General features: G+C 73.4%; 19 protein-coding genes. 5 read left to right on the top strand and 14 right to left on the bottom strand.

All coding sequences use genetic code 11. The features are described 5' to 3' along the window. Positions 1-11 precede the first annotated feature (11 nt). A complete protein-coding gene (locus tag AB0J42_RS15725) occupies positions 12-884 on the bottom strand; it encodes a universal stress protein (protein WP_364294172.1) in 873 nt (290 codons plus the stop codon). A gap of 131 nt (positions 885-1015) precedes the next feature. On the opposite strand from AB0J42_RS15725, the gene AB0J42_RS15720 reads away from it, so the two are divergent. From AB0J42_RS15720 to AB0J42_RS15710, 3 genes are all read left to right on the top strand, one after another. Beyond that, positions 1016-2509 (top strand): AAA family ATPase, encoded by a 1494-nt coding sequence (locus tag AB0J42_RS15720; RefSeq protein WP_364294170.1) that lies wholly within the window; start codon positions 1016-1018, stop codon positions 2507-2509. A 93-nt stretch (positions 2510-2602) separates the two neighbouring features. Further along, positions 2603-3403, top strand: coding sequence for a universal stress protein (locus AB0J42_RS15715; protein ID WP_364294168.1), 801 nt, complete (start codon positions 2603-2605; stop codon positions 3401-3403). 14 nt (positions 3404-3417) lie between these two features. Then, positions 3418-5700 carry a heavy metal translocating P-type ATPase gene (locus tag AB0J42_RS15710; protein WP_364294165.1) on the top strand — a complete coding sequence of 761 codons (2283 nt, stop codon included), beginning with the start codon at positions 3418-3420 and terminating at the stop codon, positions 5698-5700. Position 5701: 1 nt separating this feature from the next. On the opposite strand, the gene fmdA is transcribed toward AB0J42_RS15710, so the two are convergent. The 7 genes from fmdA to AB0J42_RS15675 all read right to left on the bottom strand — a co-directional run bounded on the left by fmdA (position 5702) and on the right by AB0J42_RS15675 (position 10496). Then, a complete protein-coding gene (gene fmdA / locus AB0J42_RS15705; protein WP_364294162.1) occupies positions 5702-6949 on the bottom strand; it encodes a formamidase in 1248 nt (415 codons plus the stop codon). A gap of 52 nt (positions 6950-7001) precedes the next feature. Further along, positions 7002-7619, bottom strand: a complete 618-nt coding sequence (locus tag AB0J42_RS15700) for an AmiS/UreI family transporter (RefSeq protein WP_364294159.1) — start codon at positions 7617-7619, stop codon at positions 7002-7004. A 40-nt stretch (positions 7620-7659) separates the two neighbouring features. Next, positions 7660-7926: a zinc ribbon domain-containing protein gene (locus AB0J42_RS15695; RefSeq protein ID WP_364294156.1), complete on the bottom strand. Its 267-nt coding sequence runs from the start codon at positions 7924-7926 to the stop codon at positions 7660-7662. A 190-nt stretch (positions 7927-8116) separates the two neighbouring features. Then, entirely contained in the window at positions 8117-9169 is a 1053-nt protein-coding gene (locus AB0J42_RS15690; protein WP_364294153.1) for a zinc-dependent alcohol dehydrogenase family protein, read from the bottom strand. Between the two features lie 151 nt (positions 9170-9320). Then, on the bottom strand, positions 9321-9590 hold the full coding sequence (locus AB0J42_RS15685; protein ID WP_364294150.1) for a DUF1876 domain-containing protein: 270 nt from the start codon (positions 9588-9590) through the stop codon (positions 9321-9323). 127 nt (positions 9591-9717) lie between these two features. Beyond that, on the bottom strand, positions 9718-9924 hold the full coding sequence (locus AB0J42_RS15680) for a cold-shock protein (protein ID WP_355422459.1): 207 nt from the start codon (positions 9922-9924) through the stop codon (positions 9718-9720). A 173-nt stretch (positions 9925-10097) separates the two neighbouring features. After that, the gene (locus AB0J42_RS15675; protein WP_364294147.1) at positions 10098-10496 is read right to left on the bottom strand and encodes a hypothetical protein; all 399 of its coding nucleotides are present in this window, start codon (positions 10494-10496) and stop codon (positions 10098-10100) included. Positions 10497-10605: 109 nt separating this feature from the next. On the opposite strand from AB0J42_RS15675, the gene AB0J42_RS15670 reads away from it, so the two are divergent. Then, the gene (locus tag AB0J42_RS15670; RefSeq protein ID WP_364294144.1) at positions 10606-11316 is read left to right on the top strand and encodes a class I SAM-dependent methyltransferase; all 711 of its coding nucleotides are present in this window, start codon (positions 10606-10608) and stop codon (positions 11314-11316) included. A 181-nt stretch (positions 11317-11497) separates the two neighbouring features. Here AB0J42_RS15670 and AB0J42_RS15665 read toward each other — a convergent pair whose 3' ends face one another. The 3 genes from AB0J42_RS15665 to AB0J42_RS15655 all read right to left on the bottom strand — a co-directional run bounded on the left by AB0J42_RS15665 (position 11498) and on the right by AB0J42_RS15655 (position 14921). Further along, complete coding sequence (locus tag AB0J42_RS15665) at positions 11498-12739, bottom strand: crosslink repair DNA glycosylase YcaQ family protein (protein WP_364294141.1); 1242 nt, start codon at positions 12737-12739, stop codon at positions 11498-11500. Between the two features lie 326 nt (positions 12740-13065). Next, positions 13066-14073: an alcohol dehydrogenase catalytic domain-containing protein gene (locus AB0J42_RS15660; RefSeq protein WP_364294138.1), complete on the bottom strand. Its 1008-nt coding sequence runs from the start codon at positions 14071-14073 to the stop codon at positions 13066-13068. After that, on the bottom strand, positions 14073-14921 hold the full coding sequence (locus AB0J42_RS15655) for a fumarylacetoacetate hydrolase family protein (protein ID WP_364294135.1): 849 nt from the start codon (positions 14919-14921) through the stop codon (positions 14073-14075). Before AB0J42_RS15655 ends, AB0J42_RS15660 begins: the two co-directional genes overlap by 1 nt. Positions 14922-15050: 129 nt before the next feature. Between AB0J42_RS15655 and AB0J42_RS15650 the strand changes: the two genes are divergently transcribed. Next, positions 15051-15725 carry an SDR family NAD(P)-dependent oxidoreductase gene (locus AB0J42_RS15650; RefSeq protein WP_364294132.1) on the top strand — a complete coding sequence of 225 codons (675 nt, stop codon included), beginning with the start codon at positions 15051-15053 and terminating at the stop codon, positions 15723-15725. On the opposite strand, the gene AB0J42_RS15645 is transcribed toward AB0J42_RS15650, so the two are convergent. From AB0J42_RS15645 to AB0J42_RS15635, 3 genes are read right to left on the bottom strand one after another with little or no spacing between them, the layout of a single operon-like run. After that, positions 15692-16516 (bottom strand): cytochrome c oxidase assembly protein, encoded by an 825-nt coding sequence (locus AB0J42_RS15645; RefSeq protein WP_364294129.1) that lies wholly within the window; start codon positions 16514-16516, stop codon positions 15692-15694. The genes AB0J42_RS15650 and AB0J42_RS15645 overlap by 34 nt on opposite strands. Beyond that, positions 16513-16953, bottom strand: a complete 441-nt coding sequence (locus AB0J42_RS15640; protein WP_364294126.1) for a DUF2243 domain-containing protein — start codon at positions 16951-16953, stop codon at positions 16513-16515. Before AB0J42_RS15640 ends, AB0J42_RS15645 begins: the two co-directional genes overlap by 4 nt. Before the next feature lie 37 nt (positions 16954-16990). Then, positions 16991-17911 (bottom strand): EamA family transporter, encoded by a 921-nt coding sequence (locus tag AB0J42_RS15635; protein ID WP_364294123.1) that lies wholly within the window; start codon positions 17909-17911, stop codon positions 16991-16993. Between the last annotated feature and the right edge of the window lie 27 nt (positions 17912-17938).

The following is a 17938-nucleotide window of genomic DNA, read 5'->3' as shown; positions in this document are numbered from 1 at the left end:
TCTCCGTACGATCATGGGGGAGTCACCGCGACCGGGCACCAGGCCTCCAGCAGCGCGGCCTGCGTCACCGGCCCCAGCAGGAGCCCGGCGGGCGACTCGTTCCCCCGGCGCCCCAGCACGAGCAGGGCGGCGTCCTTGGCCGCGTCGATCAGAGCGCGCTGCGGCCGCTCGGTCACGAACTCGGCCATGACCCGCACCTCGGGACGCCGGAGCGCGAGATGGGACGCGACCTCGCGGAAGCGGGCCTCCGCACCTCGGCGCAGCGCGTGCGAGTCCACGAAGGGCAGCGCGTCCGGCCAGGACGCCGAGCCGCGATCCGCCCAGCAGCACAGGGCGTGCACCGTGCCGCCGCGCAGCGCCGCCTCGTCCAGCGCGAAGTCGAAGGCCGCCAGGCTGGGCGGCGAGCCGTCCATGCCCGTCACGATCCGGACCTCCCGGCCGCCCGGCGACCGGGAGGGCCGCACCACGACGACCGGCCCCGCGCTGTAGGCGGGCACCTGGACGGCGGCCGACCCCACCTGAAGGCTGTCGAACCCGCCCTGCCCGCGCGACCCCAGCACCGTCAGCTCCGCGTCCCGCGAGGCGTCCAGCAGCACCGACGCGGCCGTGCCCCGGGCGAGCAGCGGCCGCACGTCCACGCCGGGAACCAGCTCCTTGGCGCGCCGGACCCCGTCCTCCACCACGCTCGACGCCGCCTGCTCGATCTCCGCCATGACCTCCCGCGCGACCGGCCGGAAGGCGTACGGCCAGTGCAGGGCGTGACAGACCAGCACCGGCAGCCCCCGCCTGCGCGCCTCGTCCGCCGCCCACTCCAATGCCTGCCGGCTGCCCTCCGAGCCGTCGTAGCCGACCACGATGGGCCGATCGGCGTATCCGTCGCTCACTGCCGCCTCCGTGGTAGCGCTCCCCAAGACCTGCCGCTGAGATACCCGGAAGCAGACAAAGGGGCCGCGTGGCGTGGGTCTGGAGACGGCAACCGGGGGAAGCAGTGAGGAGGGAGTCAGCCGGGGGAGCCATGGGACCGTGGGCACAGATCAGGGAGACGCACTCGGCCGTGGTGTTCCTGCTCGGCGACCGGGCGGTCAAGCTGCGCAAACCGGTGGACCTCGGCTTCCTGGACTTCACCACCCGCGAGGCCCGGCGGGCCATCTCCCACGAGGAGGTGCGGCTCAACCGGAGGCTGGCCCCCGACGTGTACGAGGGGGTCGCCGACGTGCTCGGCCCCGACGGGGAGCCCTGCGACCACCTCGTCGTGATGCGGCGCATGCCGGAGGAGCGCCGGCTCACCACGATGATCCGCGCGGGCGAGCCGGTGGAGGCGGAGCTGCGCCAGGTCGCCCGGATGGTCGCGAGCCTGCATAGCCGGGCCCGCCGCGGCCCGGAGGTCGACCGGGAGGGCGAGGCGGGGGCGCTGCTGGCCCGCTGGACGGCGAGCTTCGAGCAGGTCCGCGAGACGGCCGGCGCGGTGCTCGACCCGCCGGTGCTCCAGGAGATCGAACGGCTGACCCGGCGGTACCTCGACGGCCGCGAGCGCCTGTTCGCCGCCCGGATCGCCGACGGCCGCATCGTGGACGGGCACGGGGATCTGCAGGCCGACGACATCTTCTGCCTGGACGACGGGCCGCGGATCCTGGACTGCCTGGAGTTCGACGAACGGCTGCGCTTCGTCGACGGCCTGGACGACGCCGCCTTCCTGGCCATGGACCTGGAACGGCTGGGGGCGCCCCGCCTGGCCGAGCTGTTCCTGCGGCGGTACATCGCGTTCTCCGGCGACCACGCGCCGCCGTCGCTCTGGCATCACTACGTGGCCTACCGGGCCTTCGTCCGCGCCAAGGTCGCCGCGCTGCGGCACCTGCAAGGCGGCCGCGGCGCGGCGGGACAGGCACGCGACCTGGCCGAGCTCGCCCTGCGCCACCTGCGGGCCGGGTCGGTGACCCTGGTCCTGGTCGGCGGCGGCCCCGGAACCGGCAAGACCACCCTGGCCGCGGCGCTCGCGGACCGGCTCGGCTGCGCGCTGCTGAGCAGCGACCGCGTACGGAAGGAACTCGCCGGGATCGCGCCGGAACAACCGGCGCCGGCCCCCTACGGCGAGGGCATCTACAGCCCCGAGTGGACCGAGCGCACCTACCGCGAGCTGCTGTCGCGGGCGGAGACCCTGCTGCTGCACGGCGAGCCCGTCGTCCTCGACGCCACCTGGAGCAACGCCGGGTGGCGGGAGGCCGCCGAAGAGCTCGCCGGGCGGGCGTCCAGTGACCTGGTGGCGCTGCGCTGCACCGCCCCGCCGCAGCTCGTCGCGGAGCGGCTGGCCCGGCGGCGGGGCGGGATCTCCGACGCGGACCAGGCGATCGCCGACGCCGTCACCGCGGCGGCGGAGCCCTGGCCCGGCGCCGTCGAGATCGACACCGGCGTGCCTCCCGAGCGGGCGGCCGAGCGGGCGCTGGCCGCGATCCACGCCCGGTGGCCGGCCGCCCCGTGGCGGTTCCGGCGCCCCCGGCTGGAGCCCGACTGACGGATCACGGTCCTTGGCCTCCCGGCTGCGGGTCTTCCGGCCCTGCACATCCTCCCGCCGCGCAGGTCTGATGGTGGTGACGAAGGAGGACTCATGATCGTTGTAGGGGTCGACGGCTCCACCGCGGCGCGCGCCGCGGTGGCCTGGGCCGCCAATGACGCCTTCCGCACGCACCAGCCCCTGAGACTCGTCCACGCGGTGGACCGGCAGCCGTACCAGATCCCGCGGTTCCCGGAGCCCGGCGTGCCCGACCCGCTGCTGACCACCGGCAAAAAAGCCCTCGACGAGGCGGTCGCCCTGGTCCGCGAGCGTCAGCCCGGCGTCGAGGTGGTGGCGCTGCTGGAGGAGGGGCCGCCCGCGACGATCCTGCGCGAGCAGGCGGGGTCCGCCACCGAGCTGGTGATGGGCAGCAGAGGGCTCGGCCCGGTCGCAGGGGCCCTGCTGGGGTCGGTCAGCGACCAGGTCGCCGGGCACGCCGACGCCCCGGTCGTGGTCGTCCAGGCCCGGCGGCGGCCGGTGTACGGGCGGGTGGTGGTGGGCGTGGACGACGCGCCCGAGTGCCTGCCCGCGCTCGGCTACGCCTTCGAACAGGCCGCCCTGCGCGGTGCCGAGCTGCTGGTCGTGCACGCCGGCCGTGACGACCGGGCGGAGCGCGAGGCCATGGTGCGCAGGCTCCTGGAGCCGTACACCCGGCGCTACTCCGACGTGGCCGTCACCGGGGACGTCCGGCCCGCCGCCCCGGCCGAAGCCCTCACGGCGGCGTCGGAGGAGGCGGACCTGCTGGTGGTGGGCTCCCGCGGGCGCCGGGGCGTGACGTCGGCGCTGCTGGGCTCGGTCAGCCGCGGCGTCCTGCACCACGCCCGCTGCACGGTCGCCGTGGTACGGGCGGCCTGAGGAAGGAGTGAGCGGTGAAGCGGTTCTGGCTGACCGGTTTCCTGGCGCTCACCATTGTCGCCCTGGCCGTAGGAGTGGCGCTCAGGCTGCTCGGCCTGCCGGAGTACGGCGACGCGGTGCTCGCCGCCGGCACGGTGGTGGCCATCCTGCCCGCCACCTGGTGGGTGGTCGAGGCGCTGCGGGCGGGCCGGCTCGGCGTGGACGCCATCGCGGTGCTCGCCCTGGCCGGCTCGCTGCTGGTGGGGGAGTACCTGGCGGGCGCGCTGATCGCGGTGATGCTGGCCACCGGGCGGGCGCTGGAGGACTACGCGATGGGCCGGGCCCGCCGCGACCTGACCGCCCTGTACGAACGGGCGCCGCGCCGGGCACACCGCCACGAGAAGGACGGCCTGCGCGAGGTGGACGTCTCCGAGGTCGCCCGGGGAGACCTGCTGCTCATCCCCGCCGGCGAGATCGTGCCCGTCGACGGCGTGGTGGACGGAGACGCCGAGGCCCTGGTGGACGAGTCGGCCCTCACCGGCGAGTCGCTGCCGGTGGAGTACCCGCCCGGCGAACGCGTGCGCAGCGGCGTCGTGAACGCCGGATCGGCCTTCGACCTGCGGGCCACCGCCACGGCCGAGGAGAGCGCCTACGCGGGCGTGGTGCGGCTGGCCCGCGAGGTCGAGGCGGACAGCGCCCCGGTGGTGCGGCTCGCCGACCGCTTCGCCGCCTGGTTCCTGCCGGTGACGCTGGCGCTGGCGGGGCTGGCCTGGCTGCTGTCGGGCGAGCCGGTCCGGGCCGTCGCCGTGCTCGTGGTCGCCACCCCCTGCCCGCTGCTGCTGGCCGCGCCGGCCGCCATCGCCTCCGGCCTGTCCCGTACGGCCCGGCGCGGCGTCGTGGTGAAGGGCGGCGGCGCCCTGGAGAAGCTCGGACACGCCCGCACGCTCGTACTCGACAAGACCGGGACCCTCACGCGGGGACACCCCGAGGTGATCGACGTCGCCGCGGCGGAGGGCTTCGACGCGCAGGAGGTCCTGTCCCTGGCCGCGGCTGTCGACCGGATGTCCTCGCACGTGCTGGCCGCCGCCATCGTGCGGCACGCCGAGGAGCGGGGCGCGGCCAAGGAACGGGCCTCGCGGGTCCGCGAGGAGGCCGGGTCCGGCACCGTGGGAGAGGTCGACGGCCGGACCGTCCGCGTGGGCAAGGCACCGGCGGGCCTGCGGACCGACTGGACCGAGGCCCAGCGCGCCAGAGCGGCGCTGGACAGCGCCACCACCGTCTGGGTGACCGTGGACGACACGATCGCCGGAGTGCTCTTCCTGCGCGACGAGGTGCGGCCCGACGCCTCCCGCACGCTGCGCAGGCTCCGCTCCGCCGGCATCGACCGCGTCGTCATGCTCACCGGCGACCGCGCCTCCGTGGCCGAGAGCGTCGCGACCGTGCTGGGCATCGACGACGTGCTCGCCGAACGTACGCCCGAGCAGAAGGTCGAGGGCGTCCGGGAGGAGGCCGGGCGGGCGCCGACCGTGATGGTCGGCGACGGCATCAACGACGCGCCCGCCCTCGCCGCCGCCGACGTCGGCGTGGCCATGGGCGCGCGCGGCTCGGCGGCCTCGGCCCAGGCCGCCGACGTGGTCCTGACCGCCGACCGGCTCGACCGCCTGGCCGACGCCATGGACGTGGCCCGCCGCGCCCGGCGCATCGCCGTGCAGAGCGCGACCGTGGGCATCGGCCTGTCGCTGGCCGCCATGCTGGTGGCCGCCGCCGGAGCCCTGCCGCCCGCCCCGGGCGCGCTCCTGCAGGAGGCCATCGACGTCGCCGTGATCCTCAACGCCCTGCGGGCCCTGCGCCCGGCCCGGGGAACCCGCGTGCACGTGGACGCCCCCACCGACGCCCTGCTCCAGCGCTTCGAACGGGAACACGACGAGCTCCGGCCCGCGCTGGGCCGGCTGCGCGAGGCGGCCGCCGCGCTCGACGACCCGTCGGAGCGGACGGCCGACATGCTCCGCGACGTCCACCAGGTGCTGACCGACGAAATCCTGCCGCACGAGCAGGCCGAGGAGGAACGCCTCTACCCGGCGCTCACCCGGCTGCTCGGCGACCCCGAGGCGACCGTCACCATGAGCAGGGGCCACGCCGAGATCATCCGGCTCACCGCACGGCTCGGCCGCCACCTCGACCTCATGCCCCCGGACGGCCCCGGCCCCGAGCAGCTCGACGACCTGCGGGCCTGCCTCTACGGGCTGCACGCCGTCCTCCTCCTGCACTTCGCGCAGGAGGAGGAGGCGTACTTCTCGCTCGCCCAGGCCGCCGCCTGAGTCAGCTGGTCACGGCGCACTGGCCGCGGTCCTGCCTGACCGGCCCCTCCATGTTCGGGCGTACGTCGAAGTCGAAGATCTCGGTGGGCAGGTAGAGCGAGCAGCAGGCGTTGGGGATGTCGACGATCCCGCTGACCCGCCCCTCGATCGGCGCCGCGCCGAGCAGCAGGTAGGCCTGCTCGCCGGTGTAGCCCCACCGCTTCAGGTACTCGACGGCGTTCAGGCAGGCCCTGCGGTAGGCCACCGTCGCGTCCAGGTAGTAGTTGGTGTCGGTGTCGTGGTCCACCGAGATGCCGATGAACGACAGGAACTCGGAGTACCTGGGCTCCACGTTGCCCGGCATGAAGACCGGGTTGGTGGTGACGCCGTACTTCTCCATGCCGCCCTTGATGAGGTCGACGTGGAAGTCGATGTAGCCGCCCATCTCGATGGCGCCGCAGAAGGTGATCTCCCCGTCGCCCTGGCTGAAGTGCAGGTCTCCTCCCGAGAGCTTGGCCTGCGGGACGTGGACCGGGTAGAAGACCCGGGCGCCGCGGGTGAAGTTCTTGATGTCGTGGTTGCCGCCGTTCTCCCGCGCGGGCACGGTGCGCGCCCCCTCGGCCGCGATCCGCTGCGCGAGGTCGCCGTCGGCGGTGCCGGCCAGCGTGTTGCCGGGCAGCGGCGGCAGGCCGAGCGGCGGGACACGTCCCGGGTCGGTGTCGATGAGCGCCTGCTCCCTGCGGTTCCAGGAGCCGAGCAGCTCGGCCGACGGCGCGGTGCCGAACAGGCCCGGGTGGGTGATGCCGGTGAACCGGACGCCCGGCAGGTGGCGGGAGGTCGCGACCTGGCCGTGGAAGTCCCAGATCGCCTTGTACGCGTCGGGGAAGTAGTCGGTCAGGAACCCGCCTCCGTTGTGCTTGGCGAAGATGCCGGTGTAGCCCCAGCCCTGGCCCGGCACGTCCCCGGTCTGCTGGGGCACCGGGCCGAGGTCCAGGATGTCGACGATGAGCAGGTCACCCGGCTCGGCCCCTTCGACCCCGATCGGCCCGCTCAGCATGTGCGCGTGGGACAGATCGACGTCGCGCACGTCGTTCGCGGAGTCGGTGTTGCGGATCTGGCCGTCGGTCCACTCGCGGCACTCGACCCGGAACTCGTCCCCGGGCCGCACCATCTCCGCCACGGGAATGTCCGGGTGCCAGCGGTTGTGCCCCGGTACCGCCTGGTCCTTCATCGACTTCGACTGGTCGACGCTGAATACGACTTTCGGCATGATGCCTTTCCCTTCTCGGTCGCTGCTCCCTCCGTGGTCTGCGCGTGCCGTCTCACCTCTTCTCCAGCTCGGAAGGCTCCGGCTCCCCGCCCCGCGTGAGCGGCCACAGCACGGCGAACACCACCACGCCGAACACGGCGAGGACGACCGCGTACAGGGCCGTCGTGCGCCAGCCCCCGGTCAGCATCAGGAAGGCCGGGATCGCCGCCGTGACCCAGCCCTGGATGGCCGTGACCCAGCCCGTGTACCTGGTGATCCGGGTGCGTTTCAGGCCGAGCAGGATGAAGAAGAGCGTCCACAGGAAGGACCAGTAGAGCCAGATCACCCCGAACCCCGGATCGCCGAGGAGCTGGAAGTTGGCCCAGGAGTAGCCGAGCGCCATGATGGCCACGAAGAGCGAGAAGTACCCCACGCCCGTGGTGTCGATCCCGGCCAGCAGGTTGATCCCCACGTAGAGGTAGGTGAAGCCGAACAGGTACAGCCCCGAGGCGTTCAGGAGCTCGACCGGATCGGCGGGGTTGAAGACGATCAGCAGGGTGGGCGTGACGACCTGCAGGGCCCCGACGAAGAGGTTGAAGACCCCGGCCGCGCGTGGCTCGACCTTTCCCAGGAGCATCAGGCCGTTGAGGAAGAGCACCGCGCCTACGTACAGAAGTCCGACGGCTCCCATGGACACACACCTCCTGGCGCCCGGGCGGGCGGGGTGTTCGCTAGGGCCGAGGCAGGCGTGACAGCGCCGGGTGCTCCGGCCGCTCCGGAGTCACGCGCGTGACCACCTCGGGTGCTTCCTGGCTCCGTTCCTCGCGGGCCCGCGCGGCGGACAGCGCCGGCGACGACCGGCCGAGACCCGGCGCGGTGAAGACGCGGCGGGCGGGAGAGCCGCACGCCGGGCAGCCGGTGGCCGCCCCGGCCGTCCCCATCGGCAGGCGCACCTCGAACGGCCCGCAGTCCTGGCAGCGATACGCGTAGGTGGCCATCGACATCCCCGTGAAGATCGCCGTCGCCGTGAGAGGCGACGTGAGCCATATCCTCAGCACACCCCCGGCCTCGCCGAGCTGTCAAGGAGCAGGTCAGAGGCCCGCGAAGCAAGGGAAACCCCGCCGGCCCCGGCGTCCGCGGGCGGCCGGGCGCCGATTCCGCGCCGGGAAAAATGACCGGTTCTTGCGGTTATCCGGACCGTCCGTTTCGGGACAGGACGACCTTGAGCGCCCCGCTGCCCGCCGGGTCGGAGAACGTCCGGTAGGCGGCCTCCATGTCGTGCAGCGGGTAGCGGTGGGTGACGAACGCCGCGGGGTCGAGCCGGCCGGCGGCCACCATGTCGAGCAGCGCCGGGGTGGAGTAGGTGTCGACCAGACCGGTGGTGATGGTCAGGTTGCGGATCCACAGATCCTCGAGGTGCAGGGTGACGGGCGCGCCGTGCACGCCGACGTTGGCCAGATGCCCGCCGGGGCGGACCAGCCGGGCGCAGAGCTCGAACGTCTCCGGGATGCCGACCGCCTCGATCGCCACGTCGGCGCCCAGGCCGCCGGTCAGCTCCGCCACCGCGGCCTCGGGATCGTCCCCGGAGCCGGCCAGGACGTCCGCGCCGAGGCTCTTGGCCGCCTCCAGCCGGGCGGCGGCCGGGTCGACGGCGACGATGTGGCCCGGCGTGAACAGCCGCGCCGTCATGATCGCGGCCAGCCCGATCGGTCCCGCGCCGACCACCACGACGGTGTCGCCGGGCTGGACGCGGCCGTTGAGCACGCCGACCTCGTAGGAGGTGGGCAGGATGTCGGCGAGCATGAGCGCCGCCTCGTCGGAGACGGACTCGGGCAGCGGATGGGTGGAGGTGGCGGCGAACGGCACCCGCACGTACTCGGCCTGGGTGCCGTCGATGCGGTGGCCGAGGAGCCAGCCGCCGCCCCCCAGGCACTGCCCGTACATGCCGGTCCGGCAGAAGCGGCAGCGGCCGCACGCCGTGATGCACGAGACCAGCACCCGGTCGCCCTGCCGGACGCCGCCGACCGCGGGGCCGGTCTCCATGACCGTGCCGACGGCCTCGTGGCCGAGCACCCGGCCCGGCTCGACCTCGGGCACGTCGCCCTTGAGGATGTGCAGGTCGGTGCCGCAGATCGTGACGGCGTCCACGCGGACGATCGCGTCCCCGGGGGAGACGAGCCCGGGGTCGGGGATCTCTTCCCAGCCGCGGCGGCCCGGTCCGTGATAGATCATCGCTTTCATCGGAACCTCCTCGTCCCTCCCACGGTCCCCGGCCGGGGTCAGGAGGGCGTAGGGGCGAAGGTCCCGCCCGGCGGTGCCGTTCGCCCCAGGGCCGGCGGGCCCGGTGCCCGCGCCCCGGCGGGGCCGCGTACCGGGTCCGCCGTTCCGGTGTTCACCAGGAGCGCGCCGACACGGATCCGGCGGCGACCTCGCTGATGTCGCGCTGCGTGACGACCGCGAGTTTGTCGGCGAGGTCGGCCAGCGCCCGCGAGGCGGCCAGCTCGTCGCCGATCTCCGGCACCGACGGGTCGGCCGGGTTGCGGCGGGCACGCCCGGTGCCCACGAGATCGCTGCGATCCCGCGTCGTCAGCACCGCCCGGGCCCTGGTGTCGTCCCCGTCCTCGACGAGGTGGATCTGCACGCTCCACTGCTTGGCTTCCATGTCCTCGACCTCCTTTCCCTATACAGCGCTCCTATCCAGGACACACCCGGCTAGACGTACGGGCGTGCGGGGACAGCAAAAATCCGGGCCCGCGGTGTGCGGGCCCGGATCTTTCGCGCGTGTCAGGTCAGGCGGCGACGATGTTCTCCGCCTGCGGGCCCTTCTGGCCCTGGACGACGTCGAAGGACACCTTCTGGCCCTCGTGCAGCTCGCGGTAGCCGCCGTTGGAGACGATGTTCGAGTAGTGAGCGAAGACGTCGGCGCCGCCGCCGTCCTGCTCGATGAAGCCGAAGCCCTTTTCGGAGTTGAACCACTTGACGGTTCCGGAAGCCATGTCGATCTCCTTCAGAGATGAGCAGGAATTACGATCCGCACCTCGCGGACCGCGTGTCGCCGCATTGAGCCCATCCGGAGATGACCGGAAAACAGAAACGCACCTGCAGATGTAACTCTGACAGGTGCGTCCAAAGTCATGGGGTACCAAAAACTGCAACGTCTGGAAGCCTATCACAGGTACGCCGGACGCACCGCGCGAATCTCCGTCACGGTGAACGGCGCGGTGATGTGCTCGTTGACCAGCAGGAACCCGACCAGCCCCGCCACCGCCTCCGCGGCCGTCGCGGCCCGCCCCTGCCCGGTGAGGAGATAGACCAGAGGCGTGGACGGCTGCCCGAGCGTGTAGCCGCGGCCGTGACGGCGGATGTCCTTCAACGCCCTGACCGGCACCGCCGCCGCCGAGGAGAACCAGACCGTGACGTCCCACAGCGGCAGCTCCGGATCCTCCCCGCCGCCCGCGTGATAGCAGGCGCCGCAGCCCGCGGCGGCGTGCCGCCCGTGCGGGCAGATCCACCGGGCGGCCTCGGCGGCGCTCTGCTCGCGCCCGTCCAGCTTCGCCGCCTCCACCACGAGGCGCCGCCCCCGGGCAGATCGCGGGGACGGAGAAGCATCGTCGTCGATGATCGAAACCCCTTTCGTCCAGTGCCGCGAAGGTGTGACCGGAGAGTACCCTTGGCCGGTGTCCACACCCCAGGGCCCCTCGCTGCGCGAACTGGCGGTCCAGGCGCTCTCCTCGGTCCCGCGCGGTTATGACCTGCTCGCCCCGAAATTCGACCACACGCCCTTCCGGACCCCCGACAGCGTGCTCGACGCCACCGCCGACGCGCTCCGCCCCTTCGGCCCGTTCGCGCGCGGCCTGGACGTATGCTGCGGCACCGGCGCCGGCCTGCGCGTCCTGGGCGCCCTGTGCCGGGAGCGCGTCCTGGGCGCCGACTTCAGCCACGGCATGCTCGTACGGGCGAAACAGGCGCACCCCGAGGCCGGGCTCGTACGCGCCGACGCCCGGGCCCTGCCCTTCACCGGCGCGTTCGACCTCGCGGTGAGCTTCGGCGCGACCGGCCACTTCCTGCCCGCCGAACGGCCCGCCCTCTTCACCGCGGTGCGCCGGGCGCTGCGGCGCGGCGGGCTCTTCGCCTTCCCGATCGGCGCGCCCCCGCCCATCGCCTCGGGCCGCTACTGGGCGATGCTCGGCTTCGACCTGGCCATGCGGGTCCGCAACGCGGTGTGGCGCCCGCCCTTCGTCATGTACTACAGCACCTGGCCGCTCCGCGCGGTCCGCGACGACCTCGAAGCGGCCGGATTCGGGGTGACGACGGTCCCCCTCACGGCGCTGGGCCGCCGCCCGGACGGCAGCCCGCGCTGCCGCCTCGTCCTCGCGCGCAGCATGTGACCCTGGCCGGCGACCTCACGCACCGGCTCCCGTCACGATTACGTGAGGGATCCCGGCCACCCGTGTTTCCCAGGAGATCGTGCCGTCCAGCTCCGTCGCCACCGGACGCACTCTTATGGTCGTTGCCCACTCGGCTTCGGTCCATGCGGAAGCCCGGTCCGGGCGGGAGGGACGTGGGTGGTTAGGCGGTTTCGGGTAGCAGGGCGTCACGCCAGGCGGCGGGAGCGGGGCCGGTGTGGTCGATGCGGCGGGCGCCCACGAAGGAGGCGAGGGCGGCGATCGCCGCACCGACCTCCGCCGCCGCTTCCGCGGGCGCGGTCGGCTCGGCGTAGACGCCCTCCAGCGTGAGGGTGGCGTCCCGGCGGTTGAGCCGCGGGGCGACCCGGCCGATCAGCTGATCGCCGTGCAGGATGGGCAGGACGTAGTAGCCGTAGCGGCGCTTGGCCTTGGGGACGTAGATCTCCGACCGGAAGTCGAAGCCCCACAGCCGCAGCGTCCGCTCGCGATTGCAGATCAGGTTGTCGAACGGTGACAGCAGGGTCGTACGCGGAGTCCAGTCTCCGCGGAGGATCCGGTCGAGCAGCGGTATCCGGTCGGCGTGCACGTACCAGCGCTCACGCGGGGACGAGCCCTCGACGGAGACCGGCACGAACCGGCCGGCCGAGACCAGCTCGGCGATGATCGTGTCGAGGCCGGGGTAGCGGGAGCGGATGAAGTGCTGCTCGATGTCCTTGCGGCGGCCCGCGCCGAGGGCCCGCAGGGAGTGTTCGGCGGCGCGCGACACGATCTCCGGCTCCGGTAACGGGGTCCGGTCGACCCAGCCGGGCAGGCAGCGCTCGGACAGGTCCCACAGCCGCCGCCTGCCCGCGCGGCCGGACACCATGATCGTGCCCTGGGTCCAGAGGATGTCGAGCATGCGGTCGACGTTGCGGCCTGACGACCAGCCTCCCGACTCCCAGGAGACGGCGGCGAGGTCGGCGAAGCCGTCCGTCGGCAGCGGGCCGGAGTCGCGCAGGCATTCGAGGATCGAGTCGCGCAGCGCCCGGTTGGCCCGGTACCACTCGCCGATCCTCCGCAGGGGCGCCGACCGCTCCTCGTCGGGATAGCCGCGCATCATGGCGTGATGGAGCCGGTAGTCCTCGGTCAGCACGATGGACGCGGCGTGCGCCCAGTACTCGAAGAGCCCGCGCTCCTTCCACAGCAGGTCCGCCAGCTCCTGCTGGTCGTAGGCGCCCAGTCTGCTCCAGAGCACGAGCAGGTGACTGTTGGCCACCACGTCGATCGGGTCGAGCTGCAGGCAGCGCAGCGTCCCCAGCACCTCCCGCATCCGGCCCGCGCCCGGCAGCGGGAGCGGGCCGTCGAGGTGCTGGCAGCTGACGGCCAGGCGGCGGGCGTGCTCCAGCCGGAGTCGGGGCAGCGTCATGGCTCAGCCTCCGCCGGTCGGCGCGTCCGGGTCCGGATTGCCGTGGACGTCCGCTGGGACGCCACCGAGCCTGCGCATGTGACTGATCAGCTCCTCGTCGGTCTTCCGTACATGCGGCTCGCCGCGGCGAACACGCGAGGGCGAGGCGGTAGCCGAACAGAGCGTACGGCACGTCAAGGTCACGGAGGCGAGAGCACCGGAGAGGCCGGATGCGCGTGCGTGAGGAGACGGTCCATCGGGTTGGCGGGGGGCTCCCGGAAACGGACTCCCTCACCGGCAGCCTGACGACCTCCACCCCTGTGGGGCAGATGAGGTGACCGCGGGTTTCAGCGCCTCGGGTCGACGTGGATCTTCGGCGCGGCTGCGGCGGGGCGGCGGCCCGCGAGGACGTCCGCGGTCTCGGCGAGGCCGACCGTGGCGGCCACGAGCGGGCGGGCGTCCACCGAGCCCGAGGCGTAGGCGGCGATGGCTCCCGACAGGCCCGCCGAGCCGCCGAGGATGCCGACGGCCGTCACGTCCTTGAGCACCAGGTCGCGGGTGTCGAGGCGGGACGGGGTGGCGGCCAGGCCGATGTAGACGACGCGGCGGGCGGGCTCGACCAGGTCGACCGCGAGGGCGGGCAGTTCGGGGGAGTTGGCGGCGTCGACGACGGCGTGCCAGGGAAGGGACGGCAGCGACGCCCGCGTCCAGGCGCCGGTGAAGCCGAGCTCGGCGGCCAGGCGCAGACCGGCCTCGTCGCGGCCCATCAGGTGGACGTCGATGCCGTGCGCCCGGGCGAACAGCGCCACCAGCAGCCCGATCGTACCGGTGCCCAGGACCAGCAGCCGCTCGCCGGGGTCGAGCGCGGCGGCGCGGACAGCCCGCAGCGCGTTCCCGCCGGGCTCGGCCAGCGCGCCGAGCGCCGGATCCACGCTCTCCGGCAGCCGGTGCAGGGCCGCGGCGGGCACGGCGAGCCGTTCGGCCAGCGCGCCCGCCCGTCCCCTGCTGATGCCGATCTCCGCCAGGTCGGCGCAGACGTGGTGGTGTCCGGCGCGGCAGCGGCCGCAGCGCCCGCAGCCGAGCATGGTGTCGCCGGTGACGCGGCGGCCGAGCCAGCCGCCGTCCACGCCCTCGCCGACGGCGGTGACGCGGCCGCACCACTCGTGGCCCGGCCGCAGCGGATACCAGGAGCGGCCGGTGCGCAGGTAGCTCATGTGGCCGGTGAACAGCTCGACGTCGGTGCCGCACACGCCGGCCCGCTCGACGTCCACCACGACCTCGCCGGGCCCGGCGACGGGCGGCTCGACCTCCTGGACCTCGGCCTCGCCCGGGCCGGTCAGCACCAGCGCCCGCACTACCGGGGTCCCACGACCCGCTGGCGCTGGCTGCCCAGGCGGTCGATGCCGAGTTCCATCACGTCGCCGGGCCGCAGCCAGATCTGCGGGTCGTGGCCCATGCCGACGCCGGGCGGGGTGCCGGTGTTGATCAGGTCGCCGGGCTCCAGCACCATGAACTGGCTCAGGTGGTGCACGATGACGTACGGGTCGAAGATCATGGTTTTGGTGGTGCCGGTCTGCCGGCGTACCCCGTTGACGTTCAGCCACATGCCCAGGTCGGTGACGTCGGGGATCTCGTCGGGGGTGACCAGCCAGGGGCCGGCGGGGTTGAACGTCTCGGCCGACTTGCCCTTGCTCCACTGGCCGCCGCGCTCCATCTGGAAGGCGCGCTCGCTGACGTCGTTGACCACGCAGTACCCGGCGATGGCGTCCTTGGCCTCCTCGGCTGAGTCGAGGTAGGAGGTGCGGCGGCCGATGACGACGCCGAGCTCCACCTCCCAGTCGGTCTTGGTGGAGCCGCGCGGGATCCGCACGTCGTCGTACGGGCCGACCAGGGTGTTGGGCGACTTGGTGAACAGGATCGGCTCGCCGGGGACGGCCTGTCCGGTCTCGGCGGCGTGGTCGCTGTAGTTCAGCCCGATGCACAGGATCTGGTGCGGGCGGGCGATCGGCGCGCCGATCCGCTCCCCGGCGAACTCCCGCACGTCGCCGCGGGCGACCCGCTCGGCGAGCAGGGCGGGGCCGCCGGCGGCGAAGAACTTCTCGTCGAAGTCGGCGGTGACGTCGGAGACGTCGATGTAGTGGGTGTCGTCCACGCGGACGACGGGCTTCTCGGCACCGGGCGCGCCGATGCGCATGAGCTGCACGATGATCTCTCCGTCAGTCGGGAGGAGGGATGAACCCCTTCGGAGAGTAGATCATCGCCCATAAAAGGGAAATATCCGGACAAGGGGGCTCTCCGGCGGGCCCGCCGACTCGGCGGAAGGACCTTGTGCATGCGTACCGCTCTCATCACCGGCGGGGCCAGCGGCCTCGGCCGGGCCGCCGCCGTCCGCTTGGCGGCGGACGGGGTACGGGTGATCACCCTCGACATCGCGGCCGGGGCCGACCTCGTGGTGGACGTCACCGACGCCGCAGCCGTCCAGGCCGCGGCCCAGGAGACAGGGCCGGTCGACATCCTGGTCAACTCCGCGGGGATCATCGGCCCCAGCGCCCCGCTCTGGGAACTCCCCCTCGACGGCTGGCGGCGCACCTTCGCCGTGAACGTCGACGGCACCTTCCACACCTGCCGCGCCTTCGTCCCCGGCATGCGCGAACGAGGCTGGGGCCGCGTCGTCAACATCGCCAGCATGGCCGGGAAGGACGGCAACCCCTCCATGGGGGCGTACTCCGCGTCCAAGGCCGCCGTCATCGCCCTCACCAAGTCGCTGGGCAAGGAACTGGCCACCAGCGGCGTGCTCGCCAACGCCATCGCGCCCGCCGTCATCGAGACCCCGATGAACGCCGACACCGGCCCCGAAGCCCTGGCCCACATCACCGGCCTCATCCCGATGCGCCGCGTCGGCCGCCCCGAGGAGGTCGCCGAACTGATCGCCTGGCTGGCCTCCGACAAGGTCACCTTCTCCACCGGCGCCGTCTACGACATCAGCGGCGGGCGCGCCACGTACTGACCCTCACGGCGGCGCGCGCGGCGGTGCGCGCGACCGGCGGCGGCGTACCACCCGGCGGCCACGACGGCGGCCAGGGCCAGCTCGGCCAGGTCGCCGCCGTAGTACATGAGCTGGGCGCCGGCCCGCAGGTCGGCCGGATCGTAGGCGGTGCCGGGCGGCGGCACCGCGTACAGGGTCTTGGCCAGTACCGCGTGCGCGGCCCCGCCCGCCAGCAGCGCGCCCACCCGCCACGGCAGGCCCCACCGCCTGCGCACCGGGTCCAGCTGACAGACGGCGAACGCGAACAGCGTCCCGGCCGCGATCACGTGCAGGTGGACGGCGGCGTGCAGCCACGGGTTCCGCCCGGTCGCCGCCAGCAGCGGCGTCCGGTACAGCAGCCACAGCCCGCCCAGATCGAGCGTCACCGCCACGGCGGGGGCGGCCAGCCAGCCCGCCGGGCGCGAGTGCGCCACCGCCAGCAGCCTGCGCCGCGGCCGCCCCGGGCGCAGGACGAGCAGCGCGAGCGTCAGCGGGCGGCCCGCCACCAGCAGCACCGGGGCGAACATCCCGGCCAGCAGATGCTGGGCCATGTGTACGGTGAACGGCCCGCCCGGCACCGGCACGGCGACGGCGGCCGCGATCAGCGCCGCCCCGGCGGTGAACGACGCCTGCCGCGGCCACGGCCAGTCGTTCCCCCGGCGGCGCAGCCGGTGCGCGGCCACCAGATAGACCACCGCCGCGAGCACCGCCAGACAAAGGGCGGCGAACTGCGCCGCGTCCAGCCCGTGCGCGTGGTGGTGCCCCGGCGTCATCGTCCCGCCCCGGAACCGTGACGCGCGATGCGGCGGGCTCGGATGGCCAGGAGTGTGCCGGCCGCCAGCAGGACCAGCGCGGCGCCGTTCCAGAGCAGGTCGTAGAGCAGGAGATCCGGCACGCCGTAGCGGATCTGGTGCAGCCGGAACACCTTGTGGTTGACCAGGCCGTCGAACAGCTGGAATCCGCCCAGGCCCAGCAGCAGCCCGGCCCAGGCGTGCGCCGGTGAGAGCGCCCGGCGGCGGCGCAGATCCGCCCACAGCACGAACCCCGCCACCAGCGCCAGCAGTTCGGCGGTGTGGAGCAGCCCGTCCGAGACCAGCCCGATCGCGGGCGTCGAACGGTCGAAGAAGTGATGCCAGGCCAGCAGCTGATGGAAGACGATCTCGTCGACCGCCGCCATCACCGCCACCCCGATCAGCGCCGTGGCCGCCATCGAACGGCCCCGCTCCTTATCCGACACAGAATCCTGCCTACCCGCCACCCGGACGGTCAGCCTTCACCGGTGACCGAACCTGGAGCTTCACGGGCCGCGAGCGGGCGCGGCGGGACACGACGCGCTGTCCCAGCAGGACGCCGAGGAGGACCAGGACGAGCCCGCAGACCTGCCGAGGGGTCAGCGTCTCACCGGCGATGACCGTACCGAGCAGGACTCCCGTCACCGGGTTGAGCAGCCCGATGAGCCCGACCGTCCCGGCGCTCAGGTGCCGCAGCCCGGTGAACCAGGCCACGAAGGCGAGCGCGGTCGCGACGAACGTGAGGAATCCGTAGCCGAGCAGTTCGGGCCCGCCCAGCGGCGGCGGCGCGCCCTCGACCAGGACGGCGGCGGGCGCCAGGACAGCGCCCCCGGCGATGAGCTGCCACGAGGTGAGCGAGAAGACGTCGACGTCGCCGCTCCACCGCTTGGCCAGCACGTAGCCCAGGGACGACATCAGCATGGCGGTGACGGAGGCCAGCGCGCCGAGGAGCCCGGCCCCGCGCACGTCCTGCAGCAGCATGAGAGCGACGCCCGCCATCCCCAGGCAGGCCCCGGCGAGATGCGGCATCCGCGGGCGGTCGGCGAGGGCGGCCCAGGCGAACAGCATCATCACCATCGGCGAGGTCGCCATGATGGTGGAGGCGATGCTGGAGGGCAGCAGCTGCGCCGCCAGGTAGACCAGGGCGAAGAAGGCCCCCATGTTGAGCGTGCCGAGCACCGCGGACTTCCACCACCACGACCCGCGGGGGAGTTTCCTGCTGATGAGGAGGAGCAGCAGCCCGGCGGGCAGCGCCCGGATGGCGGCCCCGTACAGGGGGTAGTCGGCGGGCAGGAACCGCTGGGTGACGTAGTAGGTCGCGCCCCAGACCACGGGGGCGACGGCGGTGACAGGCAGCCAGCGTAAAGTAGCTTCCATGGAAGTAATATAACTTCCCAGGAAGAT

The organism is Nonomuraea sp. NPDC049649 (assembly GCF_040675175.1).
GTDB lineage: Bacteria > Actinomycetota > Actinomycetes > Streptosporangiales > Streptosporangiaceae > Nonomuraea.
This window is presented reverse-complemented; position numbering and strand designations above follow the sequence as displayed.